Annotated in this window: 29 protein-coding genes and 1 riboswitch; of the genes, 22 read left to right on the top strand and 7 right to left on the bottom strand. The window is 46.6% G+C overall.

From position 1 onward, the window contains the following. Nucleotides 1-181: 181 nt before the first annotated feature. Nucleotides 182-685, bottom strand: a complete 504-nt coding sequence (locus tag P4361_RS20990) for a DinB family protein (protein WP_328090846.1) — start codon at nt 683-685, stop codon at nt 182-184. A 425-nt stretch (nt 686-1110) separates the two neighbouring features. Here P4361_RS20990 and P4361_RS20985 point away from each other — a divergent pair, with 425 nt between their 5' ends. Further along, nucleotides 1111-1434, top strand: coding sequence for a hypothetical protein (locus P4361_RS20985; protein ID WP_328090845.1), 324 nt, complete (start codon nt 1111-1113; stop codon nt 1432-1434). A gap of 45 nt (nt 1435-1479) precedes the next feature. Here the strand turns inward: P4361_RS20985 and P4361_RS20980 are convergent, their stop codons facing one another. Continuing rightward, entirely contained in the window at nt 1480-1914 is a 435-nt protein-coding gene (locus tag P4361_RS20980) for an Hsp20/alpha crystallin family protein (RefSeq protein ID WP_053356016.1), read from the bottom strand. An 84-nt stretch (nt 1915-1998) separates the two neighbouring features. Here P4361_RS20980 and gerPC point away from each other — a divergent pair, with 84 nt between their 5' ends. Next, the gene (gene gerPC, locus P4361_RS20975) at nt 1999-2277 is read left to right on the top strand and encodes a spore germination protein GerPC (RefSeq protein WP_091008074.1); all 279 of its coding nucleotides are present in this window, start codon (nt 1999-2001) and stop codon (nt 2275-2277) included. A 134-nt stretch (nt 2278-2411) separates the two neighbouring features. Here gerPC and P4361_RS20970 read toward each other — a convergent pair whose 3' ends face one another. Continuing rightward, on the bottom strand, nt 2412-2930 hold the full coding sequence (locus P4361_RS20970) for a ferritin family protein (protein ID WP_053356014.1): 519 nt from the start codon (nt 2928-2930) through the stop codon (nt 2412-2414). A 178-nt stretch (nt 2931-3108) separates the two neighbouring features. Here P4361_RS20970 and P4361_RS20965 point away from each other — a divergent pair, with 178 nt between their 5' ends. The 14 genes from P4361_RS20965 (at nt 3109) to purD (ending at nt 16949) form a co-directional block, all read left to right on the top strand. Then, nucleotides 3109-3636, top strand: a complete 528-nt coding sequence (locus tag P4361_RS20965) for a DUF2179 domain-containing protein (protein WP_062239233.1) — start codon at nt 3109-3111, stop codon at nt 3634-3636. Between the two features lie 2 nt (nt 3637-3638). Further along, on the top strand, nt 3639-3839 hold the full coding sequence (locus tag P4361_RS20960) for an NETI motif-containing protein (RefSeq protein WP_328090843.1): 201 nt from the start codon (nt 3639-3641) through the stop codon (nt 3837-3839). A 79-nt stretch (nt 3840-3918) separates the two neighbouring features. Further along, nucleotides 3919-4020, top strand: a riboswitch (purine riboswitch). A 138-nt stretch (nt 4021-4158) separates the two neighbouring features. Further along, the gene (gene purE, locus P4361_RS20955) at nt 4159-4647 is read left to right on the top strand and encodes a 5-(carboxyamino)imidazole ribonucleotide mutase (RefSeq protein ID WP_062239226.1); all 489 of its coding nucleotides are present in this window, start codon (nt 4159-4161) and stop codon (nt 4645-4647) included. After that, complete coding sequence (gene purK / locus P4361_RS20950) at nt 4640-5794, top strand: 5-(carboxyamino)imidazole ribonucleotide synthase (RefSeq protein WP_328090842.1); 1155 nt, start codon at nt 4640-4642, stop codon at nt 5792-5794. Before purE ends, purK begins: the two co-directional genes overlap by 8 nt. Next, a complete protein-coding gene (gene purB, locus P4361_RS20945; RefSeq protein WP_328090840.1) occupies nt 5791-7083 on the top strand; it encodes an adenylosuccinate lyase in 1293 nt (430 codons plus the stop codon). The genes purK and purB overlap by 4 nt, the downstream gene beginning before the upstream one ends. 129 nt (nt 7084-7212) lie before the next feature. Then, nucleotides 7213-7932, top strand: a complete 720-nt coding sequence (gene purC / locus P4361_RS20940) for a phosphoribosylaminoimidazolesuccinocarboxamide synthase (protein ID WP_328090839.1) — start codon at nt 7213-7215, stop codon at nt 7930-7932. Beyond that, complete coding sequence (purS, locus tag P4361_RS20935; protein WP_091008092.1) at nt 7925-8179, top strand: phosphoribosylformylglycinamidine synthase subunit PurS; 255 nt, start codon at nt 7925-7927, stop codon at nt 8177-8179. Before purC ends, purS begins: the two co-directional genes overlap by 8 nt. Continuing rightward, nucleotides 8176-8859 carry a phosphoribosylformylglycinamidine synthase subunit PurQ gene (gene purQ, locus P4361_RS20930; protein WP_091008095.1) on the top strand — a complete coding sequence of 228 codons (684 nt, stop codon included), beginning with the start codon at nt 8176-8178 and terminating at the stop codon, nt 8857-8859. Before purS ends, purQ begins: the two co-directional genes overlap by 4 nt. Beyond that, entirely contained in the window at nt 8843-11074 is a 2232-nt protein-coding gene (gene purL / locus P4361_RS20925; protein WP_328090838.1) for a phosphoribosylformylglycinamidine synthase subunit PurL, read from the top strand. Before purQ ends, purL begins: the two co-directional genes overlap by 17 nt. Beyond that, a complete protein-coding gene (purF, locus tag P4361_RS20920; RefSeq protein WP_328090837.1) occupies nt 11050-12468 on the top strand; it encodes an amidophosphoribosyltransferase in 1419 nt (472 codons plus the stop codon). Before purL ends, purF begins: the two co-directional genes overlap by 25 nt. Nucleotides 12469-12493: 25 nt before the next feature. Further along, nucleotides 12494-13534, top strand: coding sequence for a phosphoribosylformylglycinamidine cyclo-ligase (purM, locus tag P4361_RS20915; RefSeq protein ID WP_062239316.1), 1041 nt, complete (start codon nt 12494-12496; stop codon nt 13532-13534). Next, the gene (gene purN, locus P4361_RS20910) at nt 13531-14121 is read left to right on the top strand and encodes a phosphoribosylglycinamide formyltransferase (protein WP_256227904.1); all 591 of its coding nucleotides are present in this window, start codon (nt 13531-13533) and stop codon (nt 14119-14121) included. The genes purM and purN overlap by 4 nt, the downstream gene beginning before the upstream one ends. Continuing rightward, nucleotides 14118-15656 carry a bifunctional phosphoribosylaminoimidazolecarboxamide formyltransferase/IMP cyclohydrolase gene (gene purH, locus P4361_RS20905; protein WP_328090836.1) on the top strand — a complete coding sequence of 513 codons (1539 nt, stop codon included), beginning with the start codon at nt 14118-14120 and terminating at the stop codon, nt 15654-15656. The genes purN and purH overlap by 4 nt, the downstream gene beginning before the upstream one ends. Before the next feature lie 24 nt (nt 15657-15680). After that, on the top strand, nt 15681-16949 hold the full coding sequence (gene purD / locus P4361_RS20900; RefSeq protein WP_328090835.1) for a phosphoribosylamine--glycine ligase: 1269 nt from the start codon (nt 15681-15683) through the stop codon (nt 16947-16949). On the opposite strand, the gene P4361_RS20895 is transcribed toward purD, so the two are convergent. Further along, entirely contained in the window at nt 16927-17028 is a 102-nt protein-coding gene (locus P4361_RS20895) for an EYxxD motif small membrane protein (protein WP_328090834.1), read from the bottom strand. The genes purD and P4361_RS20895 overlap by 23 nt on opposite strands. A 274-nt stretch (nt 17029-17302) precedes the next feature. Beyond that, the gene (locus P4361_RS20890; RefSeq protein ID WP_091008113.1) at nt 17303-17563 is read right to left on the bottom strand and encodes a YgaP family membrane protein; all 261 of its coding nucleotides are present in this window, start codon (nt 17561-17563) and stop codon (nt 17303-17305) included. 115 nt (nt 17564-17678) lie between these two features. On the opposite strand from P4361_RS20890, the gene P4361_RS20885 reads away from it, so the two are divergent. From P4361_RS20885 to P4361_RS20875, 3 genes are read left to right on the top strand one after another with little or no spacing between them, the layout of a single operon-like run. After that, on the top strand, nt 17679-19421 hold the full coding sequence (locus P4361_RS20885; protein ID WP_053355998.1) for an adenine deaminase C-terminal domain-containing protein: 1743 nt from the start codon (nt 17679-17681) through the stop codon (nt 19419-19421). A gap of 58 nt (nt 19422-19479) precedes the next feature. Then, nucleotides 19480-20514 (top strand): DUF3048 domain-containing protein, encoded by a 1035-nt coding sequence (locus P4361_RS20880; protein WP_425590299.1) that lies wholly within the window; start codon nt 19480-19482, stop codon nt 20512-20514. Between the two features lie 21 nt (nt 20515-20535). Continuing rightward, on the top strand, nt 20536-20844 hold the full coding sequence (locus P4361_RS20875) for a YerC/YecD family TrpR-related protein (protein WP_053355996.1): 309 nt from the start codon (nt 20536-20538) through the stop codon (nt 20842-20844). Nucleotides 20845-21111: 267 nt separating this feature from the next. On the opposite strand, the gene P4361_RS20870 is transcribed toward P4361_RS20875, so the two are convergent. After that, nucleotides 21112-21531 carry a GNAT family N-acetyltransferase gene (locus P4361_RS20870; protein ID WP_328090832.1) on the bottom strand — a complete coding sequence of 140 codons (420 nt, stop codon included), beginning with the start codon at nt 21529-21531 and terminating at the stop codon, nt 21112-21114. Nucleotides 21532-21652: 121 nt separating this feature from the next. On the opposite strand from P4361_RS20870, the gene P4361_RS20865 reads away from it, so the two are divergent. Further along, nucleotides 21653-22327 (top strand): VC0807 family protein, encoded by a 675-nt coding sequence (locus tag P4361_RS20865; RefSeq protein WP_082316060.1) that lies wholly within the window; start codon nt 21653-21655, stop codon nt 22325-22327. Between the two features lies 1 nt (nt 22328). On the opposite strand, the gene P4361_RS20860 is transcribed toward P4361_RS20865, so the two are convergent. Further along, entirely contained in the window at nt 22329-22874 is a 546-nt protein-coding gene (locus tag P4361_RS20860; protein ID WP_091008122.1) for a GNAT family N-acetyltransferase, read from the bottom strand. 271 nt (nt 22875-23145) lie between these two features. On the opposite strand from P4361_RS20860, the gene P4361_RS20855 reads away from it, so the two are divergent. Together P4361_RS20855 and pcrA are read left to right on the top strand one after the other, a co-directional pair. Next, nucleotides 23146-23835, top strand: a complete 690-nt coding sequence (locus P4361_RS20855; RefSeq protein ID WP_328090831.1) for a heptaprenylglyceryl phosphate synthase — start codon at nt 23146-23148, stop codon at nt 23833-23835. Nucleotides 23836-23907: 72 nt separating this feature from the next. Then, on the top strand, nt 23908-26145 hold the full coding sequence (pcrA, locus tag P4361_RS20850) for a DNA helicase PcrA (protein ID WP_328090848.1): 2238 nt from the start codon (nt 23908-23910) through the stop codon (nt 26143-26145). Nucleotides 26146-26340: the final 195 nt, after the last annotated feature.

Here is a 26340-nt window from a genome sequence, read left to right as displayed (position 1 = left end):
CTGCGGGACTAGCGTGACAGGTGAGACTCCCGCAGGCGCTTGCACCAAAAAGTAGGCGTTCACGCCGGTAAGGCTCACCGCACGCCCCGCGGAAAGCGAGCAGCCTGGAACGGAAATCAACAGCTTACAGACTTCTTGGACAGCCCCATTCCTATTACTAACGAACTTGTTCGTAATAATATTAAAGTGGTGGATTTTCCACACCTAAGTGAATCCAATCTTCTTTTGGTGGTCCATAAACCCCAAAAGGTTTGATTCCAGCTTGACGCATAAGAATTGTAACTTGTCCACGATGATGAACAATGTGCTTAATTAGTCCCATTAAAATTTGAGCATTTGTTTCTTCTCTGCCAAATGCAGTTTGTACTTCCTTCAAAGATTCGTCTGTCCATTGCTGTTCAATGACTTTGATTGCATAAGAACTTATATTTTTAAAGGTATCAGCAATTTCTTTAGCTGAGGCAGGGACATTTTTTGCATTTTCTACTTCATCTATTTTTAGCCCGAAATGAGCTAAATACTCTGGAATATTTGTTGTGAAATGCCAAACAATTCTTCCCAAAGTACGCCCTTCTGGGTAAACTTTTTGATTCAATGAATCGTCAGTTAAACCTTCCAAAACCTTTTGAGTTAGCGTTGCCTCCCGATTCCATTCTCTAATAAAGTCTGCAATCTTTACATACATATACAATACCTCCATAATCACACATTTCAATGATTTTTTGTTTCTGAAAACACATTATAAAACATTTGTTCGCATTAATCCAACTTCCTTATTTACCATCTTTTGTTATTTTAGTAATTGCTACACATTGAATTTTGACAGTCGCAAACTGTCATATGTGTCTGTCATTTCAAATTAAAGAATAAGGGCCTGAAAACAGATAATTGAGCCAAACTGAACATTAATTGAGCCAAATTCACAATTAATTGAGTCCAAATCAAAATAATTGATTCTAACTAATAATCAGACTTCTTCGCCGCTCTCCCAATAACCTCAAATCAATCCCAAAATCCCCTCAACGGAGATAAATACACTACCATCCTCATAATATGGTGTAATGGTGATATATTTTTGAACCCGATCTGACCAACAAAGAGGGATATCTTATGAAAATATCGATAAAGAATGTCAATGTGGATTCCATCACAATGAAAGGTTCATTGAATATCGGAAAAACCTTAATCATCAAAAGGTATGCAAAAGAAAAATCAGCCCAAACAGGCGACAACAAAACGCCTGATGAACCAGCCAGCAATAACTCCACCACCGAAACCAATAAAACCACCAAAACCACCACACCATCTGGCATCCACATCATCGAAAATAACATCAAAAAGACTAAGGAAGAAAAAGCTGAGGAACAACTATTGGCTAACGCATCCTTACTTTATTTTATTTTGATCACCCTTTTGGCAAACCCGCAGTCCTAGGATTACAAAAAATGACCCAGAGGGCGACATACCCAGCCTCTGGATCTATTCGAAGTAATCATATATTTTTACTTTTTGCTGGTCTTTATCTTGCTTGAGGCGCTGGAGACGGACATACAAAAGACCGCGGTAATAACCGGCATCCAGAGGTCTGTCTTCAACGGGATACGGAAGCGGGATCTCCCGTTCGATGGGTCCCGAGGCAATTTCTTCGGTCACGCAATTGAATTTTTTTATCGAAAAATCAATGGTGCCTGTCACCTTTAACGTGCGGTAATGTACATATAAATTGACGTCCTCGATATTTTTTACACCAGGGAGGTTAATTAAGCAGTAAATTTCCTCTGAATTCTCATATACATTAACTAGAGGCCCTTGGTTGGTTAAGCCAAACTCCTTAAAATCATCAAAGAAGTCTTTGCCGAGCACCTGATCGGCATATTTTTTCCATTCGTTGCCCTTGCCCCATGAAGGATTCATGTTCACTCACTCCCTTGCAGACCCATTATATGCATCCACTGCCCAGCAGGTGAAACAGAGGACGGATGAAGGAGGTTCAATGAGATGGACCAAGACCTTTACCATATTTTACAGCAGCTTCAGCAGCAAATTATTGAACTGCAGCATGAAAATCAAACGCTGAGAGAGGCTTTGAACAATATAAAGCCGATCAATATAGAGAACATCAATTATAAGATCCAGGAGCTGCATGTTAAAGAGTTAAAAGGAACGTTGAATATCGGACTTACCGGGGAAGCCCATCTTGAGGATATGGAGACGATTATTGACGAGATTCAGCAGGAGGGCGCCCATCAGCAGCATCATCAGGATGACCAGGAATAAGTGTAAAAGCTTGAGGAGCCATACTGCCTTAAGCTTTTTTTTCGGAATAAAAAGAGAGTGCTGATTATGGCTGTATCAACACTCCTTGAATCTTTTCCATGGAATTCACCCCAGAACAGCACAGCTCTTTTATTTTATCTTGCGTTCAATAAGAAGCTAAAGCGTGTAGCATGTTTGATTTCATCGGTATAAGGACGAAAGAAGGTGTCCCGGATGGTCGTGTCCTGGGTCATAAGGTAAGCATTGCGGTATTTTTCATAATCGGACAATTCGTCTTCATAGGCTTCAAACAGGCTCTGACGGAAGTTCGTAATCTTTACAGGACGAATTTTATAGTTAGGCTGCTTGCCTGTTAAAGAAGTATAAAGTCGGGTAAACAACTGTAGATGCGTCTTTTCATCCTTGGCAGCATTAAGCAGTACATTTTTGCTGTACTCGTTCGGTGCTTCATTCGCAAGCCGGGTGTAGAAGTCGACAGCGGTCGCTTCGCCAATAATGCTCGACATAAGTGTATTTATCAGCTGCTGATACGTTTCGTGCTGTTGCTGCTGCTGGCTCTGGGCCTGCTGCTGTCTCTCAACATATGGATCGTAGGGATTATAGGGATCATAATAATAATGGGTTTCTTCGAATGGTGCCTGATATGGATACATGACATCAATTCCTTTCCCGAATGCTTTTATAGCGTATGAGGATTCATGAAAAATGTGCCTATCCAAAAGAGCAGTATTCCATAGAAATAACTGGATAAATCTTCATTTTCCATCCAGTCAAAAAAGTGATATCTTACCTTTATAGCATCATTTTGGACAGGCAGAAGGAGTGTAGACGATGTTGGAAAACGGTTTGGCGATGATTGGAACCATTCTTCTTATCAACGTGGTGTATGTTTCGTTTTTTACGATAAGAATGATATTAACGTTAAAAAATCAGCGGTATCTCGCAGCATTAATCAGCGTGTTTGAGGTTATAATTTATGTCATTGGCCTTGGGCTTGTATTGGACAACCTGGATAAAATTCAGAACCTGATCGCATATGCGCTAGGGTATGGTCTCGGCGTTCTGGTTGGTATGAAGATTGAAGAAAAGCTCGCACTTGGGTATATTACAGTTAATGTGATTACGACTGAAACGGAAGCCGGACTGCCGAATGCGATTCGCTCGAAAGGGTTTGGCGTCACGGATTGGATGGCTTCCGGCCGGGAAGGGCAGCGGCTGATGATGGAGATCCTGACATCGCGCAAATCAGAGTCCAACTTATATGAAGCGGTCCATTCACTTGATCCGAAGGCGTTCATCATCTCTCATGAACCGAAAGCCTTTCATGGCGGATTTTGGGTGAAAAGCATACGGAGGTAGCAATGGATAAAAAGCCAAACAAGAAAAAATTTGAGGTTCAGCCCGGTGAAACGATCTCTGATTGTTTAGACCGAATGGCGATAGAAGGGTATTCGCCTGTACGCCGCATGGAGGAGCCGGTTTTTAAAGAAGTAAAGAAAAATGGGAAAATCGAGCAGGAGTATCACGAACAACGCATAGTTTTTGAAGGAAAATCACAGTAAAAACCGAACATTAAATTGTCAGAATATATTATTGTTCGATTTTTGGTTGACACAACTAAATGCCCTTCGTTACAATAAGGGTGACAAAAGCATAGTACCTCATATAATCACGGGATTATGGCCCGTAAGTCTCTACCTGATGACCGTTATTCATCAGACTATGAGGGGAAGCACCACTGCTGTTTTCGGCATATCCGCAGGTGAAGTATGTCCAGCGTAGTAGCTTTCTCTCATACAACAGAGAAAGTGAGTACACTGGACTTTTTTATTGCAGAAAAATCATTCACATAGCGTTTAGTTACGATGCGGGGAGGAAACGATGCAAAAACAAGTTGGCGTTATTATGGGAAGTACTTCAGACTGGGAAACAATGAAACATGCATGCGAGGTGCTGGACGAACTGGACGTACCTTACGAGAAACGTGTAGTTTCCGCACACCGGACACCTGATTTGATGTTTCAATATGCAGAGGAAGCGCGCAATCGGGGTATAGGAGTAATAATTGCCGGTGCGGGCGGCGCTGCCCATCTGCCGGGAATGGTAGCCGCGAAAACCTTGCTTCCGGTCATCGGTGTGCCGGTACAATCCAAAGCGCTGAACGGTCTTGATTCTCTTCTTTCCATCGTTCAGATGCCGGGTGGAGTACCTGTTGCGACAGTGGCTATCGGCAAAGCGGGTGCGACCAATGCGGGGCTGCTGGCAGCTCAGATCTTGGCGGTGACAGACGAAGGTTTAAACGCTCGTTTAACAGCAAGGCGCGAACGGATTCAGGAAACCGTATTAGAAAGCAGTGATTCTCTTGGCTAAAACGATCTTACCTGGAAGTACAATCGGTATTTTAGGCGGAGGACAGCTTGGACGGATGATGGCGATCAGTGCCCGCGAGATGGGCTATGGTGTCGTCGTTCTCGATCCAGGAGCCAATTCTCCATGCGGACAAGTCAGTGACGAACAGATCACGGCTTCCTATGATGATGAAGCTGGAATCGCTGAGCTTGCGCAAAAGAGTGATGTCATTACGTACGAGTTTGAAAATGTCGACAGTGAGCGAGCACAGTGGCTCGAGAAGCATGCTTACATGCCACAGGGCAGCCAGCTTCTCTACTTGACGCAGCATCGGCTCAGAGAAAAGGAAGCGATCGAAAAAGCGGGAGTGGAGGTGGCCCCTTACCTTCCTGTCAGCAACGGTGATGATTTGCGAAAAGCTTGCGCCCAGCTCGGTCTTCCGGCAGTTTTGAAAACATGCCAAGGAGGCTATGATGGGAAGGGGCAGGCTGTGATCCGCAGTGAAGCTGACTTTGAACAAGCGGTGAAACTGACAACAGGGAACCGAGAATGCGTGCTCGAGAGCTGGGTTTCTTTTGAAAAGGAGTTATCCGTGATCGTAACTAGAGGCACGAACGGTGATATAACAACCTTTCCTGTTGCTGAAAACATTCACGTGGAAAACATTCTTCACCAATCGATCGTTCCGGCAAGAATTAGTGAAGGCACAGCAGAGAACGCCTACGAAATTGCAAAAAAGATCGCGATGGAGCTGAATCTGTATGGAACACTTGCGGTAGAAATGTTCCTCGGAAGAGATGGTAAGATCTACGTGAACGAGCTTGCGCCAAGGCCGCACAACTCTGGGCACTATACGATTGAAGCGTGTGAGACGTCACAGTTTCAGCAGCATGTTCGTGCGGTTTGCGGACTGCCGCTTGGAAAGACGGACCTGGTCAGCCCGGTAGTGATGATCAACGTCCTCGGAGAGCATGTAGCGCCATTGCTTGCCAATCTTGAATTGTTGAAAGACGCCAAGCTTCACCTGTATGGAAAAGACGAAGCAAAAGTAAAACGCAAAATGGGCCACATCACGGTTTTAGGAAACACCGTGAGTGAAGCCCTGAATAAAGCAGAGTTTATAATAGCAGCAATACTTAAGATCGAGAAGCTGGAGGTAACGACATGATTGAACGTTATACACGCCCAGAAATGGGAGCGATTTGGACAGATGAGAACCGCTTTAATGCATGGCTTGAAGTGGAGATTTTAGCTTGTGAAGCTTGGGCTGAGCTTGGTGAGATCCCGAAAGAGGACGTGAAGAAGCTCCGTGAAAATGCTTCTTTCGATATCAACCGCATCCTAGAGATCGAGCAGGAGACAAGACACGATGTAGTAGCATTCACACGTGCCGTTTCAGAAACATTGGGAGAAGAGCGAAAATGGGTGCATTACGGGCTAACGTCTACAGACGTGGTCGATACGGCGCTATCGTACCTCTTGCTGCAAGCGAATGACATCTTAGTCAAAGACATCGAGAACTTCATCGAGATCATCGGCAACAAAGCGAAAGAACATAAGTACACCGTTATGATGGGACGTACGCACGGAGTACACGCAGAGCCTACAACGTTTGGCCTCAAGCTTGCTCTTTGGCACGAAGAAATGAAGCGCAACCTGGAGCGTTTCAAACAAGCAGCAGATTCTGTTCGCGTCGGTAAGCTAAGCGGAGCGGTTGGAACGTATGCCAACATCAATCCATTTGTTGAGAAGTTTGTTTGTGAGAACCTGGGGCTTGAAGCTTCACCGATTTCTACACAAACCCTTCAGCGTGACCGCCATGCGCACTACTTATCAGCACTAGCATTGATCGCAACAAGCATTGAAAAATTCGCGGTTGAAATTCGCGGATTGCAAAAGAGTGAAACGCGTGAAGTGGAAGAGTTCTTTGCGAAGGGGCAAAAAGGGTCGTCAGCAATGCCTCACAAACGCAATCCGATTGGCTCCGAGAACATGACAGGATTAGCTCGTGTGGTTCGAGGGTACATGATGACTGCGTATGAAAACGTGCCGCTATGGCATGAACGCGACATCTCTCACTCATCGGCAGAACGTATTATTCTGCCGGATGCAACGATTGCGTTGAACTACATGCTGAACCGCTTTGGCAATATCGTGAAGAACTTAACGGTATTCCCGGAAAACATGAAACGCAACATGACAAGAACGTACGGATTGATCTACTCTCAGCGTGTGCTGTTGAAACTGATCGATAAAGGCATGAGCCGTGAAGCTGCTTATGACATCGTTCAGCCAAAAGCCATGCAGGCGTGGGAAGAAGGCATTCAGTTCAAGCAGCTTGTTCAGGAAGAGCCGCGCATTACAGAAAAACTAACTCCTGAAGACATCGAGGATTGCTTCGATTATTCTTACCATCTTCAGCATGTAGATACGATTTTTAAAAGACTCGGTCTTTAAATAACACTGATGAGGATTTGAGACGGAAACATATCACTATTCCGTCTTACAAGCCTCACTACTTTCAAAATTGCCAATATTCGTGATTTTTGCAGTATAATTCGGAAGCTTATGACAGGGGGACTTTGTATGGAAAAGCAAACCTTGCTTTATGAAGGAAAGGCGAAGAAGATTTACAGCACAGAAGATCAACAAACCGTTTGGGTGGAGTACAAGGATTCAGCTACGGCATTTAATGGTGAGAAGAAAGCGAACATCGATGGAAAAGGCCGTTTGAATAACGAAATTACGAGTTTGATGTTTTCAATGCTACAGCAAAACAATATTCCAACCCACTTTATCTCCAAGCAATCTCCAACAGAACAGATTGTCCAGCACGTAACGATCATTCCTTTGGAAGTGGTGGTCCGCAACGTGGTGGCTGGTACACTGGCTAAACGCACAGGGCTGCCGGAGGGACATGTTCTTCATAAGCCGATCGTCGAATTCTATTTCAAAAATGACGACCTTGGCGATCCTCTTTTTAATCATGATCATATCGAGGCTCTTGAACTGGCAGCTCCTAAGCAGTTGGAAGACATGAGAGAGCTTGCGCTTCAGGTCAATACGATACTCACTGCATTTTTTACAGAGAAAAAGGTTAGATTAATCGACTTTAAGCTGGAATTCGGGAACAACGCCAAGGGAGAATTGCTTGTGGCGGATGAGATCTCACCGGACACTTGCCGTTTGTGGGACAGCGAAACGGACGAAAAGCTTGATAAAGATGTCTTTCGCCGTGATCTTGGCAGTTTAACAGAAGCCTATGAAAAAATTTTAGAGCGCTTAGGGGGAAATTTGCATGTATAAAGTAAAAGTATTCGTCACGTTGAAGGAAAGCGTATTGGATCCTCAAGGAACAGCTGTAAAAGGCTCGCTTCACCGCATGGAGTACAACGAAGTTCAAGATGTGCGCATCGGCAAGTACCTGGAGCTTACGATTGATGAAAACGTTGAAAACCTGGACAAGCGCGTTGCGGAAATGTGTGAAAAATTGCTCTCCAACCCGGTCATTGAAGATTATCGCTATGAGGTGGAGGAGGTCGTCGCACAGTGAGATTTGCGGTTATCGTTTTTCCAGGATCCAACTGTGACATTGACATGTTTCACGCAGTAAAAGACGAGCTTGGTGCTGAAGCAGAGTATGTCTGGCACGATGAAAGCAATCTCGATCGCTTTGACGGAATCCTGCTTCCAGGCGGATTCTCATACGGAGACTACTTGCGCACAGGTGCCATCGCCCAGTTTTCAAACGTGATGGATGAAGTGAAGAAAGCCGCTCAAGCCGGCAAGCCCGTTCTTGGCGTATGCAACGGGTTTCAGATTCTCCTTGAAACAGGCCTTCTGCCTGGAGCAATGCGACGCAACGAATCATTGAAATTCATCTGCAAGCCGGAAACGCTTCAAGTTGTGAACGCGGAAACGATGTTCAGCTCATCCTATGAGCAAGGGGAAGAAATTACGATTCCGATCGCACATGGCGAAGGAAACTACTATTGTGACGAAGAGACGCTAAAGCAGCTGGAAGAAGAGAACCGAATCGTCTTCCGCTATAAAAATAACCCGAACGGATCGATTTCTGATATTGCAGGGATCATGAATGAAAGAGGAAATGTATTGGGAATGATGCCTCATCCGGAGCGTGCGGTCAGCAGTCTATTGGGCAGTGCCGACGGTCTGAAATTGTTTCAATCAATCGTAAAAAGCTGGAGGGAAAACCATGTCTTATCTTCATGAACCTACTGCAGAACAAATTCAGGAGCAAAAATTATACCGTGATATGGGCTTGAACGATGATGAGTTTTCACTCGTACAATCCATCATCGGCCGTCTTCCGAACTGGACGGAAACCGGATTGTTCTCGGTCATGTGGAGTGAGCATTGTTCGTATAAAAATTCCAAGCCTGTACTCCGCAAGTTCCCGGTAGAAGGAGAACGCGTTCTTCAAGGACCAGGAGAAGGAGCCGGGGTTGTAGACATTGGTGACGGCCAGGCGGTTGTTTTTAAAATCGAAAGCCACAACCATCCTTCTGCCATTGAACCGTACCAAGGCGCTGCAACCGGGGTTGGCGGCATCATTCGCGACATCTTTTCCATGGGTGCGCGTCCTGTCGCACTATTAAACTCACTTCGTTTCGGGGAGTTAACCTCTTCCCGTGTAAAATATTTATTTGAAGAAGTTGTAGCGGGTATCGCAGGCTATGGAAACTGTATTGGTATCCCAACAGTTGGGGGAGAAGTACAGTTCGACGCTTCTTATGACGGCAATCCGCTCGTGAATGCGATGTGTGTCGGCTTGATCGACCACAAAGACATCCAAAAGGGACTGGCAAAAGGCGCCGGCAACTCTGTGATGTATGTTGGAGCAAGAACCGGACGCGACGGCATTCACGGTGCAACCTTTGCATCAGAAGAACTGACCGAAGCATCTGAAGAGAAGCGCCCGGCGGTCCAGGTCGGTGATCCGTTTATGGAAAAACTTTTGCTTGAAGCGTGTTTGGAGCTCATCCAGAACTGTGATGCATTAGTCGGCATCCAGGATATGGGAGCAGCAGGGCTAACGAGCTCATCTGCTGAAATGGCGAGCAAAGCGGGTATGGGTATAGAGATGAACCTGGATCTTGTACCGCAGCGCGAGCTCCACATGAGTGCATACGAAATGATGCTTTCTGAATCTCAGGAACGCATGCTGATCGTTATGGAAAAAGGCAGAGAGCAAGAGGCCGTTGAGATTTTTGAAAAATGGGGCCTAGAGGCAGTTGTTGTAGGAAAAGTAATTGAAGAAAAGCAGCTTCGCCTTGTTCATCACGGAGAAGTGGTTGCAGATGTTCCGGTTGATGCGCTTGCAGAAGAAGCGCCGGTCTATAATAAGCCATCCAAAGAACCTGCGTATTTTTCACAGTTCCAGAATGAAGAGGTTTTCGTTCCAAACGTAGAAAACAAGAAAGACACGTTGCTGCAGCTTTTATCCCAGCCAACGATCGCGAGCAAGTCATGGGTATTTGACCAGTATGATTACATGGTTCGCACGAACACGGTCGTGCCTCCGGGATCAGATGCAGCGGTCATCCGTATCCGTGAAACGGATAAAGCACTCGCGATGACAACAGACTGCAACTCGCGCTACATCTATCTTGATCCGGAAACAGGCGGAAAGATCGCAGTAGCAGAAGCAGCAAGAAACCTTGTATGTTCAGGAGCAGAGCCGCTTGCCATCACAGACTGCCTGAACTACGGAAATCCTGAAAAGCCTGAGATCTTCTGGCAGCTTGAAAAGTCCGTTGACGGAATGAGCGAGGCGTGCCGAACGCTGAGCACACCAGTCATCGGCGGCAACGTTTCTTTATACAACGAAACAAAGGGTGTGGCCGTATATCCGACGCCGGTCATCGGTATGGTCGGACTAATTTCTCACCTTGACCATATTACGACGCAATATTTTAAAACACCTGGAGATCTAGTCTATGTGATCGGTGAGACACAGCAGGAATTTGGCGGAAGTGAGCTGCAAAAAATGCAGCTTGGCAAGATTTCCGGAAAAGCACCTGAGCTTCATCTTGAAATAGAAGCTAAACGCCAAAAACAATTGCTCGAAGCGATTCAGAACGGGTTGGTTGAATCCGCACATGATGTGGCAGAGGGCGGTTTGTCGGTAGCACTTGCCGAGAGCATGATGAACGGCGGCATCGGTGCTTCTGTTGAAGTAAATGGCGATATCGTTTCTGCGCTATACAGTGAAACACAGTCACGTTTCCTCGTTTCAGTCAAACCGGAAAACGCAAAGGCGTTTGAAGCCATGGTACAAGACGCGAAACAAATCGGTTTTGTGACCGACACACCTGTTCTTCGCATCGACCATGAAACAGCAGGAGAAGTACTTGCAGCGACTCATGAAGAACTTCATTCTGCCTGGAAAGGAGCAATACCATGCTTGCTGACATCAAAGGCTTAAACGAAGAATGCGGGGTATTTGGGATCTGGGGCCACCAGGATGCGGCCCAGTTAACATATTATGGCCTTCACAGTCTTCAGCATAGAGGACAGGAAGGTGCAGGCATTGTGGTTACAGACGGTGCCAAGCTGAAAATGCACAAAGGACACGGTCTTGTGAACGAGGTATTCAGCCGCGGAGAATTGGAAGGATTAACAGGACATGCGGCCATCGGCCATGTCCGTTACTCCACAGCAGGCGGGAACGAATATGCAAATGTTCAGCCCCTGCTTTTCCGTTCACAGACGTCAAGTCTTGCCCTTGCGCATAACGGAAATCTCGTAAATGCCAACGCGCTTAAGCATCAGCTTGAAGCGCAGGGAAGTATTTTTCAAACGACTTCTGACACGGAAGTACTCGCTCATTTAATTAAACGAAGCGGCTATATCGGATTAAAAGATCAAGTGAAAAATGCGCTGACCATGCTTAAGGGAGCGTACGCTTTTGTCATCATGACCGAGGACAAACTAATGGTGGCGCTTGACCCGCACGGCCTTCGTCCACTATCTATCGGAATTCTTGGGGATGCGTATGTTGTCGCGTCCGAAACATGTGCATTTGACGTGGTTGGAGCCGAGTATTTACGCGATGTGAAACCTGGTGAACTATTAATTATTGATAATGACGGCATGACAGCGGACACGTTCTCTTCACCGATGAACCGCTCCATCTGTTCTATGGAATATATTTATTTTTCAAGACCGGACAGCAACATCGATCAGATTAACATCCACAGCGCACGAAAAAACCTTGGTAAAGAGCTTTATAAGGAGTTTCCGGTAGAGGCTGATGTCGTAACAGGGGTTCCTGATTCCAGTATTTCAGCAGCGATCGGATATGCGGAAGAGTCTGGCATACCGTATGAGATCGGTTTGATCAAAAATCGTTATGTCGGCCGTACATTCATCCAGCCTTCTCAGGAATTGCGTGAACTAGGGGTGAAAATGAAGCTTTCTCCGGTTCGAGGGATTGTAGAAGGCAAACGTGTTGTCATGGTGGATGACTCGATCGTTCGCGGAACAACAAGCCGGCGTATCGTTAAAATGCTGCGCGCGGCAGGAGCGACTGAAGTGCATGTGCGGATTACCGCACCGCCGATCGCCCACCCGTGTTATTACGGAATTGATACCTCTGAGCGTGCAGAACTGATTGCATCGAATCATTCTGTAGAAGAAATCAGGGAAATTATCGGTGCGGATTCACTGGCGTTCCTATCTCCGCAAGGATTGTTAAGAGGTATCGGACGCCCGGACAGCGATCCGAACAACGGACAGTGCCTCGCTTGCTTTACTGGAAAGTATCCGACGGAAATCTACCCGGATACGGTGCTGCCTTACGAAAAAGAAATGGTGTAATGGTTTAAAAAAGGGAGGAAATACAATGGCAGAGGCATACAGACAGGCCGGAGTAGATATTGAAGCGGGCTATGAAGCGGTAGACAGAATTAAGAAACACGCATTGCGTACACGCCGTCCGGAAGTCATGGCAGGCCTTGGCGGATTCGGGGCAATGTTCGATCTGTCGAATCTGTCTTATAAAGAGCCTGTTCTTATTTCAGGAACAGACGGAGTGGGAACGAAGCTTATGGTGGCGATCATGATGGACAAACATGATACCATTGGAGTTGACGCTGTCGCGATGTGTGTGAACGATATCGTGGCTCAAGGAGCCGAGCCGCTGTACTTCCTGGATTACATTGCATGCGGCAGGCTGGAGCCTGCTAAAGTCGAAGACATCGTAAAAGGGATCGCTGACGGCTGCGAACAAGCTGGCTGTGCCCTTATCGGGGGAGAAACAGCAGAAATGCCAGGCATGTACAGCAACGGAGACTATGACCTCGCCGGTTTTTCAGTCGGCGGTGCTGAAAAGTCCAAGCTGATCCATCCCGATCTTGTAAAAGAAGGCGATGTACTAATTGGACTTTCTTCCAACGGCATTCACAGCAATGGCTATTCTTTGGTCCGCAAAGTGCTGCTTGAAACAGGCCAGCTTGATCTGAATGGAGAGTTTGGAAGTGAAGGCCGGACTCTTGGCGAAGAGCTGCTCGTGCCGACCCGAATCTATGTGAAACCACTGCTTAACGTTTATAAAAACTATCATGTTCATGGAGCGGCGCATATTACCGGCGGAGGTTTCAATGAAAACATTCCCCGTATGCTGCCTGAAGGACTTGCGGCAGAAGTTGATTATGGTTCATGGCCGATTCCAGAGATTTTTGATGTCATAGAAGAGACCGGAAACATCGGCAGAAAAGAGATGTTCACGACGTTCAACATGGGAATCGGAATGGTTCTTGCTGTGGATTATGACGAAGCGTTCGATATTATCCAATCCCTTGAACAGGATGGAGAGAAAGCATTTGTGATCGGCCGTGTGAAAAAAGGCGAGGGCGTTGTGTTCGGCGGCGGTGAACTGAAATGAAAAAGATCGCAGTATTTGCATCAGGGAGCGGCTCAAACTTTCAAGCGATTAACGATGCAATAAACGAAAAGAGCCTCGACGCCGAAATTTCACTGCTTGTCTGTGACAAGCCAGGGGCTTATGTCATCGAGCGGGCAGAAGAAGCGGGAGTGGAGTACTTTACGTTTTTTCCGAAGCAGTACGAAACAAAAGTGGAATTTGAAACGGAGATTTTAAAGCAGCTGAAGGCGAGAGACATTGAGTTCATCGTCCTGGCTGGATACATGCGGCTGATCGGCTGCACGCTGCTGGCGGAGTATGAAGGCCGGATCGTTAATATCCACCCGTCCCTGCTTCCGGCTTTTCCCGGCAAGGATGCGATCGGCCAAGCGTTAGAAGCACAAGCGGGAGTATCAGGAGTTACTGTACATTACGTGGACAGCGGGATGGATACAGGGCCGATTATCGCCCAAAAAGCAGTAATGATCAAAAAAGAAGATACGAGAGAGACCTTGCAGCAGCGGATTCAGAAGGTTGAGCATGAGTTGTTTCCTCGTGTTTTACAGGATCTATTCAATCAAGAAAAAGTGGGAGGAGTTCAATCTTGACCATTAAACGAGCATTAGTATCAGTATCGAATAAAGCAGGACTTGTTCCTTTTGTAAAAGCGCTGGCCGATAAAGGCGTGGAAATCATCTCAACCGGCGGAACGAGCAAAGCATTGCAGGAAGCCGGAGTGAACGTGACCGGCATTTCAGAAGTGACCGGTTTTCCTGAAATCATGGACGGACGCGTTAAAACCTTGCATCCGATGATTCACGGAGGCCTTCTGGCAGTAAGGGAGAACGAAAGCCATGTTCGCCAGATGGAGGAAAACGGCATTTCTCCTATTGATCTTGTAGTCGTTAACCTTTATCCGTTCAAAGAAACCATCTCAAAAGAGGATGTGGCTTTTGCAGATGCAATCGAAAACATCGATATCGGCGGGCCGAGCATGCTACGTTCCGCAGCGAAAAACCATGCGTATGTCACGGTTGTCGTCGACCCATCCGATTACAGCAAGGTGCTTGAAGAAGTAGAGAAAAACAATGAAGTCTCTGTAGAAACCCGCCGTAAGCTGGCGGCGAAAACATTTCGCCATACAGCGGCATATGATGCGCTGATCGCTGAATACTTAACAAACATGGTAGAAGAAGAAAACCCTGAATTTTATACAGTTACGTATGAAAAGAAACAGGATCTTCGCTATGGGGAAAATCCCCACCAAAAAGCGGCTTTCTATAAAGCAACGCTAGGAACAAAAACATCCATCGCTCAAGCTGAACAGCTTCACGGCAAAGAGCTTTCTTACAATAACATTAACGATGCGGATGCGGCTCTTCAGATCGTCCGCGAGTTTCAAGATCCGGCTGTTGTTGCGGTCAAGCACATGAATCCATGCGGTGTTGGAACGGGAAATAGTGTGGAAGATGCTTTCGCGAAAGCATTCGCAGCAGATCCGATCTCCATTTTCGGAGGCATTATCGCATCTAATGTGGAGATTAGCGAAGCGGCTGCACAAAAGATGAGCGAGATCTTCCTGGAGATCATTATTGCACCATCATTTAGTCCGGAAGCGAAAGAGATTTTAACGAAAAAGAAAAATATCCGATTGCTTACACTTGAGCTCGGTGAAGATAAAAAGCAAGAGAAAAGATCAACAACCGTTCGCGGCGGACTTCTTATTCAAGACGAAGATGCGTACGGTTTGGAGCAAGCCAATATCTCGATCCCGACAAAACGTGAACCCAACGAAAAAGAGTGGGAGGATTTGAAGCTCGCGTGGAAAGTCGTCAAGCATGTGAAATCCAATGCGATCGTTTTAGCGAAAGATCAGATGACGATCGGGGTAGGAGCAGGGCAGATGAACCGTGTTGGTGCTGCTAAAATTGCGATCGAGCAAGCAGGAGAAAAAGCGGAAGGAAGCGCCCTTGGTTCTGATGCGTTTTTCCCGATGGACGATACCGTAGAAGCGGCAGCGAAAGCCGGTGTTACGGCGATTATCCAGCCAGGCGGATCTGTAAAAGACGAAGATTCCATCAAGAAAGCGGACGAATACGGCATCGCGATGGTCTTTACCGGCGTGCGCCATTTTAAACATTAAACCTGTGAATAAGGAGGATTCAGCATGAATGTTCTGGTGATAGGAAAAGGCGGCCGCGAGCATGCCATCGTGTGGCGGTTTGCGAACAGTCCGAGTGTAACGAAAGTGTTTGCCGCGCCTGGTAATCCTGGCATGGCTGAAATGGCAGAGTGTGTCAACATCGAGGAAACCGACCACGAGGGGCTAATCGCGTTCGCAAAAGAAAATCAAATCGCTCTTACCTTTGTCGGAGCTGAAGTCCCCTTGTTAAACGGGATTGTGAATGATTTTAAAAATGAAGGCCTCACCATATTCGGGCCGTCTAAGGAAGCAGCATTGATTGAGGGCAGCAAATCGTTTGCGAAAGACCTGATGGACAAGCATGGCATACCTACAGCAGCGTCTAAAACCTTTACTTCTTTCCGTGAAGCAAAGGACTATCTTTATGAGCAGGGAGCTCCGATCGTTTTGAAGGCAGATGGACTGGCTGCAGGAAAAGGTGTCATCGTCGCCATGACGCTTGAAGAAGCGGAACAGGGCCTTGATGACATGCTGAACAACGCGCGGTTTGGAGAAGCAAGTGCTTCGGTTGTGATGGAAGAGTACCTGGAAGGCGAAGAGTTTTCATTCATGGCTTTTGTTAATGAAGAAAAGGTCTACCCGATGGTCATCGCACAGGATCATAAACGTGCCTACACCGGGGATAAAGGGCCGAATACAGGAGGAATGGGTGCATACTCACCGGTTCCGCAGATTCCGCAGCCTGTCGTGGATGAGGCACTGGAAACAGTCCTGAAACCAGCTGCACAGTCGATGATGAAGGAAGGCAGACCGTTTACGGGAATTCTGTATGCCGGTCTCATGCTGACCGCTCAAGGCCCAAAGGTTATCGAGTTCAATGCACGTTTCGGTGACCCGGAAACACAGGTTGTCCTGCCAAGGCTTCAAGGTGATTTTGCGGAAATCCTGCTGGCTATTTTAGATAAGAAAGAGATTGAACTGTCTTGGTCAAACGAGGCTGTACTTGGTGTGGTTCTTGCTTCCGGCGGTTATCCAGAAGCATATAAAAAGGGAATCAAGATCACAGGACTGAACAAGCTGAATGAAGATACACTGCTTTTCCACGCTGGAACAAAGCAAGCAGAAGAGGGGCTTGTTACGGACGGCGGGCGAATTCTTCTGGCTGCGGTTAAAGGGGCAGACCTCTCCAAAGCGCAGGAAGCGGTGTATGAGGAGATGGCGAAGATACAGTGTGACGCGTCATTTTACCGTACGGACATTGGTTCAAAGGCTATTTCACGCGCCGCTTTTTAACGAAAGCGAACAAAATCGCAATAATGCCGCCGATGAGCGTCGCATAGATAAAAATGGTATCCATTAAATATTCTTTCATTGCTATAAGCCTCCTTATAGAAAACTCCCCGTTGCAGGGGAGTTTTTTTCTTCTTGGCTGTTTTCGTAACCTTTGTTGCTCTTGAGAGTGGCTGATTTCGTAACCTTTGTTGCTCCTTGGGAGTGGCTGATTTCCGTTCCAGGATGCTCGCTTTCCGCGTGTCTCACCCGTCCCGTTAATCCTAGCCTCAGTCTCGCAATCAACTTAGCAATGAAGGTTCTTTACAAAAATGTTCCCAAAGCAACAATTTTTTAGAAAAGAGCCTTCTTCTTAATCAGCTCGGATTAATCGCTGAGCCTTCTTTGGAGATATCGTCTAAATCCATGTCTTTGAGCTCAGATCCTTGTTTTATCATATCCGTAACAGGGCAGTATCGCAGGATGCCTTCTGCCACTTTCATGGAGGCGAGTATCATCATGAAGACGTAAGATCCGCGGTACGGCCTGCGTGTGTACTTGGCGGTCAGCATCGCCAGCATGGTCAATCCGCACACGATCCGAATCATGGAGTTTAAGATGCCAATGTTCTGTTTCATAACGGGAATGCTCCTTTTTGTGATGATTTTTTGTGTTTTGCGTAAAGACACCCACGAACCAAAATTGTATGGTATCCTTGAGAAAATGTAATTTACAGAGAAAAAGGTGAAACCTATGTCTAACCAGTTCTTGTTTTGGTCGAAGGCGGACCTTCGCCGCCATCAAGCAGTGATCCTGGGCGAATTAGCGCCGTCGATCGTACTGCAGAATGCAACCTACTTAAATGCTGCCCGGCACTGCTGGACAAAAGCTAACATATGGATTTACGATAACCGCATCGTTTATGTTGGGGATAAAATGCCCAGCCATACGAACGGGACAGAGATTTTGGATATTGACGGTAAATATGTCGTCCCTGGTTACATTGAGCCGCATGCCCATCCATTTCAACTATATAATCCCCAGACTCTGGGCCATTATGCATCGGCAAGGGGCACAACGACATTTATGTGCGATAATCTTATGCTTTTTTTATCATTGCCAGTTACGAAAGCGCTTACTATTATGGAAGACCTGAACCGGCTGCCTTTTACGTACTATTGGTGGTGCCGTTATGATTCCCAGTCAGAGCTCTTGAATGAAGACTCTTTGTTCTCATTGAGCAACATTAAAAAAATGCTAGCATCTCCTTATGTCATACAGGGCGGAGAGCTGACAAGCTGGCCGAAAGTCCTTCAGGGAGATGATCATATTCTTCATCTCATGCGGGAAACACGCAAGGCCGGAAAGCGGATCGAAGGGCATCTGCCTGGTGCCTCTGAAAAAACCTTGACGCAGATGGCGCTGCTCGGTGTGGATTGCGATCATGAGGCGATGACCGGAGAGGAAGCGATGATGAGGCTGAACCTCGGACTTACCACCTCTCTCCGCTATTCATCCATTCGTCCCGATCTTTCACAGATTTTAAAAGAGATGAAAGAGATTGGAGCGGCTCATTTTGACCGTGTCATCTTTACAACGGACGGATCAACACCGGCATTTTATGAAGAAGGTGTCACTGATAAAATGATTTCTATCGCGCTTGAAGAAGGAATTGATCCGATCGATGCTTATAAAATGGCTTCTTATAACATAGCAAGATATTACGGCAAAGAGCATATACTCGGAATGGTCGCACCGGGAAGAGTAGCACATCTCAATATCCTGGATAGTGTGCAGCACCCGAATCCGGAGTCTGTGCTCGCCAAAGGGCAATGGATCAAGCGTGACGGTGAGGTTATGGAAGCTGGTGCACCGTTTCCTTGGAGCGATTATGGAATGGGGCCGCTCGAATTGAACTGGGATCTGTCGCGGAAAGACTTTCAGTTTAGTTCACTGGCAGGCATTGAGATGGTGAACTCCGTCATTACGAAGCCGTATCAGATTCAGCTCAATCCTACTGAGGAAAAATTGAATATGGAACACGATGAATGCTTCTTCATGCTCGTCGACAAAAAAGGCAAGTGGCGGGTAAACACCCTGGTCAAAGGCTTTGCCAAAGGAGTTTCCGGGTTTGCGAGCTCCTATTCGAGCACGGGCGATCTGCTTTTAATCGGAAAAAGCAAGCGGGATATGCTCGCGGCGTTTAACCGTGTAAAAGAGATGAAAGGCGGCATCGTGCTGGTAGAGGACGGAGAAATCATCAGCGAGGTCAAGCTGCCGCTTGGAGGAGGAATGTCTTCTTCATCAGTCGAAGAACTCATACAGGAAGAAAAGGCATTAACGTCAGAACTGCGAAAAAGAGGATATCACTTCGAAGATCCGATCTACAGTCTGCTTTTCTTTTCTTCAACTCATTTGCCATATATCCGCATTACACAGCTAGGAATCTACGATGTGAAGAAGAAAGTCATACTCTTTCCTTCGATTATGCGTTAAACTAAAGAAGTAAAGCGTCTGGAAAGAATTCGGCCGGGGGCCAGGGGGGCAGGGGTGCCTGATGAAAAAATGGCTGCTTAGCTTTTGTGCGGCTCTATTGATCCTAGTCGGTGCAGGCTGCCAGAAGGAAGAAACGGCAAGTAACAAAAAGCCTGCGGAACATACGAAAGCTCCTGAAAAGAAAGAAAAGAAGACAGAGCTGAAAAACACGTATCCGCTGACAGGAATCAAAACGAACAAGGACACCGATGCAAGGGTGTTTGCCGTAATGATCAACAATCACTGGAAGGCTCGTCCGCAGTCCGGGCTTCATAAGGCGGATCTCGTTTACGAAGTTTTGGCGGAAGGGGATATTACACGCTTTCTTGCCGTATTTCAGAGCGAGAAGCCAGAGGTGGTCGGGCCTGTCCGCAGCGCACGCGATTACTTTATCGAGCTGAGCCAGGGTTTTCATGCTTTTTACGTTCATCATGGCTGGAGTCCGGAAGCGAAGAAAATCCTTTCCGGCAGCAACAGCAAGGTGGATTCGCTGAACGGCCTGTATTATGACGGAACGCTTTTTCACCGGGCATCGTTCCGGCAGGCGCCTCATAACTCGTATATTAAGTACAAAGACATCATGAAAGGTTTAAAGAAGAAAGGCTATGACAATAAAGATAAAATAAAGCCTCTTCCTTTCTTAAAACAATCGGAGGTCAAAGCGCTTACTGGTGACAAAGCCGATAAAGTTCTGATAACATACAATCACGGTGAGACTGTCGGCTATACGTACGTCTCGTCAACGAAACGGTATGCCCGCTTCAGCAACGAGAAGCCGACCACTGACCGCGAAACCAAAACACCGATCGAACTCGATAACGTGCTGATTGTGGAAGCAAGCCATAAAATCATTGATAGTTACGGACGAAGAGAAATTGACCTTACATCCGGAGGCAAAGCCATTTTGCTTCAGCGCGGAAAAGCCAGGGAAGTTAGCTGGGAAAACAAAGACGGCAGAATCATCCCGTCTGGCACAGGTTTCGTTCCGGGAAAAACCTGGATCAACATCATCCCGGCGCAGCCAGGAATCAGTAAGAGCGTTTCTATTGAATAGAGCAGAAGGAGTGCAAAGTACATGCAAATTGATAAATTAAGAGGGAAGGCGCTTGATCAGCTGTTTGAAGCCGTCCTTTCACTAAAAGATCTGGAAGAATGCTATATGTTCTTCGATGATCTGTGCACGATGAACGAGATCCAGTCACTGGCACAGCGCCTTGAAGTAGCCCGCATGCTTCGTGAAGGAAAGACCTATCATAAAATTGAATCAGAAACCGGTGCCAGCACAGCAACGATCTCCCGTGTGAAGCGATGCCTGAACTTCGGAAACGATGCCTATCAAATGGCACTCGATCGAGTACACGGAAATAAAGAAGAAACGAAGTAAAACCTGTAACGCCTTTGGGCGGTGCAGGTTTTTTGTTTTGTGGAGTTATACGGCGTGACGATTTTATGAAAATGATGTGTTTTGCAAGTAAGTGGTCCATTATCGCAAGTAAAGTCCGCATTTTCACAAGTAAATGGTGTTGAACCGCAAGTAAACTCACTATTTCCGCAAGTAAAACATGTCGAACCGCAAGTAAAGACCCCAGACAATCCATTTGAGGCCGACAAAAAGGCCACCTGGAATCAGATCACTTGGCGGCCTCCACATTTAAAGCTTACGAGTAAACACTTCTTGCTTTTTCACACGATCGTAGCCGATGTTTTCGTAAAATCGGTGCGCTTCTTTTCGTTCAGCGCCCGAACGGAGCCGGATTTGATCATAGCCGTTTTCCAGCGCCCACGTTTCACATCTTTTCATTAATTCTTTTCCCATACCTAACCGGCGTTGTGACTCATCGACTACCAAACCGCCAATCTCGCAATATTCCATTTGCAGCAATGTTTTTCCATAGACATGAACCCAGCCGGCGATCGTACCGTTCACTTCTTGTACAAAAAGAGCAGCATTTTTCTGGATGATAATTTTTTCCAACCGTGTTATGATTTCAGTAGTATCACCTGTGCAGCCGAGCTGTAACGACAGGGAAGCCAAGGCGGATATGTCCTCTAAGGTGGCTTGTCTAATCATAAAATCACCTCTTCCATAAGGAGTAAGGTCAAAAGAATCAGAGTCGGCCGAACACTATGGACAAGAGTCTCGAGCATTTTGCACAATCCAGCAAGAGTAACGAAACATTCCAAAACGGGAAGTGAAGAACTTGAAGAAAAGCATCGTAGTTTTTGATTTGCTGTTTTATTTAATACTGCCATATCTGATCTGGAACCAGGGAAGAGACATTTTGGGCGATTATTACGCCATCCTGCTGTCTTCCGCTCCAGGTTTCATCTATACCATATACCGGTTTGTGAAAGAAAAGCAATTCAATGTTACAGGGATGTTTATTCTGTTCTCCCTGTTTGCCGGAACAACGATCGACCTCCTGTCAGGGGGGGCCGGCCGAATGCTTTGGAACCAGGTGTTCTTCGGTATTTTTATGGCGCTGCTGATATTCACGACCATTCTGATCAAACAGCCGCTTGGCATGCACTTTGCGGTGGATATTGCTTATCTCCAGGGTGAACCGAGGGACAAGACGCAGTCTCTGTACCGTCAGCCTGAATTTTATAAGTATTTTGTTTGGCTTACCGGACTGTTTGCATTCCGCAGTTTGTTCCAGGCCGGATTGAAATCGTATCTCCTGATGGAATACGGCGCGAAGAAGTATGATTTTATTTTATTCTCAATGAAGATTTCAGGCTGGATTTTTGGAGGCCTGATCACAGCAGGCTTTGTATTTATATCTTTAAAAATCTATAACTATCATGAGAAGAACAAAGGGCCTGAGGGTTCGGACAGCCCGATTCAAACGGAACCAAAAATCTGAGTTATTTTTGAGACCGATCCCTCGCCAGCATGCCATAGACCGCAACATCTACAAAGTGGTCGTACAGCCATTCCGCCTGGCGGAGTTCTCCTTCTTGATGAAATCCAAGCCGTTCTGCAACAGAGCGGCTTCTTTTATTGTCCAGTGCGGCCTTCAGTTCCAGCCGGTTCAGGCCGAGCGTTCCAAACGCATAGTCCACCATCGCTTCGCACGACCGGGTCATGATGCCCTGGCCTTCAAAGTCCTTGCCCAGCCAATATCCAATGTTCGCCGAAAAGTTATTCCACTTGATGTCATACAGTGCCAGAGAGCCGGCCGGAATGCCCCGGTACCAGATGAGGGTGACGAGGTCCGTATAGTCGGCATACTTCTGCTGCGCCAGTTTAATGAATGTTTTTGTATCTTTTAAGGTACGAGAATAATCGACCCAGCCAAGCCAATTCCTCAGGTGGTCTCTTGAATAATCGGTCAGCTGGAAGAGGAGCTGGGCATCTCTTTTTTCGAGCATCTTCAAGGAAATTTCCTCATCAACTTGTAAAAAAAACATACACATTCTCCTGTTCATCGCTTTTTGTAAGGTTACCAAAAATTAATCGTAATGTAAGCGTTGTTTCACAGTGTCAAAGATGAGTAGCCCTATAATTTTTGATATAATGGCAAAAGGTATAAAGAGAATAACCGGCCGGGATGATCCCGGTTTAGAAAGTATAGATTGAATTATCCAGCTTCAACGCCCAAAGAGGATGAAAAAAGTTACAATTTTCATCCCAGCTCGGCCGTTTTTAAACAGGCGTTTCAGCATTTACTGGGAGGATCTTATGAATTTTGATTATCGGGTTTGGAAGCATATTTTTAAGCTGGATCCCAATAAGGAAATATCGGATGCCGATTTGGAGGCTGTCTGCGAGTCAGGCACGGATGCGGTCATCGTTGGCGGGAGTGACGGAGTAACACTTGATAATACTCTTGATTTGATGTCGCGGATCCGCAAGTTTGCGGTTCCCTGTGTCCTGGAGGTTTCCAACATTGAATCATTGACTCCCGGCTTTGATTTTTACTATATTCCGATCGTTCTTAACAGCAGGGATGCCAGCTTTATTGTCGGCTTGCAGCATGAGGCGGTGAAGGAATACGGCGATCTCATGAACTGGGAGGAGATTGTGACGGAAGGCTATTGCATCGTGAATCCGGATTGCAAAGCCGCAGAATACTCCAGCGCGAATGCCAGTCTTTCATTAGAAGATGTTGTAGCATATGCGCGCATGGCGGAAAAAATGTTCAGGCTTCCCGTGTTTTATCTTGAATACAGCGGAATGTATGGCGACATTGAGGTCGTGAAGGAAGTTAGGAAAGTGATGGACCGTACGAAGTTTTATTATGGCGGCGGTATTTCAAATGCAGAACAGGCGAGAGAGATGGCAGTCTTCGCTGACACGGTCATCATCGGCAACATTATTTACGACGATTTGAAGAGTGCACTTGAGACAGTAAAAGCTGTAAAAGGATAATTGAAGTAAGACAGCAAATCATTTACAATAGAAATAAGAACAAACGTTTGGGCAGGTGACGGATAAATGAGTATGCACCAATTGATTGAAAAGCTGCTGACAGGACTCAATCCTGAACAGAGAGCAGCCGTTAAACATACACAGGGACCGCTTTTAATTATGGCGGGAGCGGGAAGCGGTAAGACGAGGGTGCTGACCCACCGCATCGCTTATTTATTGATGGAGAAAGAAGTCGCGCCATGGAACATCCTCGCGATTACGTTTACGAACAAAGCAGCACGCGAGATGAAGGAAAGGGTAGCCAGCATTACTGGACCTGTAGCGGAAGACATCTGGATTTCCACATTCCACTCCATGTGCGTAAGAATTTTGCGGCGTGATATCGACCGGATCGGCATCAGCCGCAACTTCTCGATCCTCGATTCTACGGATCAGCTCTCGGTAATCAAAAATATCTTAAAAGACAAGAACATGGATTCGAAAAAATTTGAGCCGCGGAGCATCTTGGGCTCTATTTCGTCATTGAAAAATGAACTGAAAACGAGTGCTGATTTTGCGAAAACGATGAACGGGCCGTATGACAGTGTCGTCCATGAGGTATACCAAGAATATGAAAAACGTTTGAAAAAGAACTCTGCGCTCGATTTTGATGATTTAATTATGACAACCATCCATCTCTTCAAGCGTGTGCCGGAAGTGCTGGAATTCTATCAGCGCAAGTTCCAATACATTCACGTGGATGAGTATCAGGATACAAACCGTGCGCAGTATATGCTCGTACAAATGCTTGCTGACCGTTTCCGCAACCTTTGTGTTGTCGGTGATTCGGATCAGTCGATCTACGGCTGGCGCGGAGCGGACATCGCAAACATCCTTTCTTTTGAAAAAGATTACAATGACGCAAGGGTGATTTTGCTTGAGCAAAACTACCGTTCTACGAAAACCATTTTGGACGCAGCCAACAAGGTGATCGAGAACAACTTCAACCGCAAGGCGAAAAACCTGTGGACAGACAAAAACGAAGGACAGAATATTATTTATTACCAAGGCGACAGTGAGCACGATGAGGGCCATTATGTAGCAGGAAAGATCCGTGAGATGACCACCGGCGGAAGCCGCAAATGCTCAGAGATCGCCATCCTGTATCGTACGAATGCCCAGTCCCGTGTAATTGAGGAAGTTTTGATGAAGTCGAACATCCCGTATAACATCGTCGGCGGCACCAAGTTCTACGACCGCAAAGAGATCAAGGACATTCTTGCCTACCTTCGCCTCATTGCGAACCCGGATGATGACATCAGCATGATGCGGATCATTAATGTACCGAAGCGCGGAATCGGTGCTTCGACTGTCGATAAGATTCTCCAATATGGAGCGGATAATGATCTTTCCATGTACCAAGCGCTTCAGGAAGTAGAGCAGATCGGATTAACATCCCGGATTACAGGCGTATTGCGCGATTTTTCCGAGCTGATCACGAACTGGACCCGAATGCAGGAGTTCCTTTCCGTGACCGAGCTTGTGGAAGAAGTGATTGATAAGACGGGTTACCGCGACATGCTGAAGGCAGATAAGTCGCTTGAATCGGAAAGCCGTCTGGAGAACATTGACGAGTTCCTTTCTGTAACGCAAGACTTTGAAAAACAGCAGGAAGATAAGAGCCTTGTGGCATTCTTGACCGACTTGGCCCTTGTAGCAGACATTGACCGCCTGGATGATGATGAAGGCGATAAGCCGAAAGAATCGGTTGTTCTGATGACCTTGCACTCCGCTAAAGGCCTGGAGTTCCCGGTTGTCTTCCTGATTGGTTTGGAGGAGGGTGTATTCCCGCACAGCCGTGCTCTCTTTGAAGAAAGCGAAATGGAAGAAGAACGACGACTGGCTTACGTTGGAATTACCCGTGCCGAACAGGAACTTTATTTAACGAACGCTCGGATGAGAACATTGTTCGGACGTACGAACATGAACCCGGTATCCCGGTTTATCGGCGAGATCCCAGAGGAGTTGCTTGAATCCGTTCAAAAGGAAAAGGAAACTCCGAGCTGGGGAAGATCGTCACGTTCCAATGCTGCTCCTTCCTTCATGAAACAGCCGGCTGCTGCTAAGAAAACATCTCCTGTTTATACGACTAATGGAGGCGAAAAGCCGGATTGGAAAGTCGGGGACAAAGTAAAACACCGCAAATGGGAGACAGGCGTGGTCGTCAGCATGAAGGGTGAAGGCGACTCACTGGAATTGGACATTGCGTTCCCGCAGCCAGTAGGACTGAAACGGCTGCTTGCGAAGTTTGCTCCGATTGAAAAAATGTAGTTTTTAAACGTGCGTTTAAAGGGGCTGTCCAAGAAGTCTGTAAGCTGTTGATTTCCGTTCCAGGGTGCTCGCTTTCCGCGGGGCGTGCGGTGAGCCTCTTGGCGCTAGCGCCTACGGGAGTCTCACCTGTCACGCTAGTCCCGCAGGAGTCTCGCACCTTCCACTTCAATCAACTTTTCATTGAAGATTTTCAAG

Source organism: Fictibacillus sp. B-59209, assembly GCF_036216745.1.
Lineage (GTDB): Bacteria > Bacillota > Bacilli > Bacillales > Fictibacillaceae > Fictibacillus_C > Fictibacillus_C marinisediminis.
This window is presented reverse-complemented; position numbering and strand designations above follow the sequence as displayed.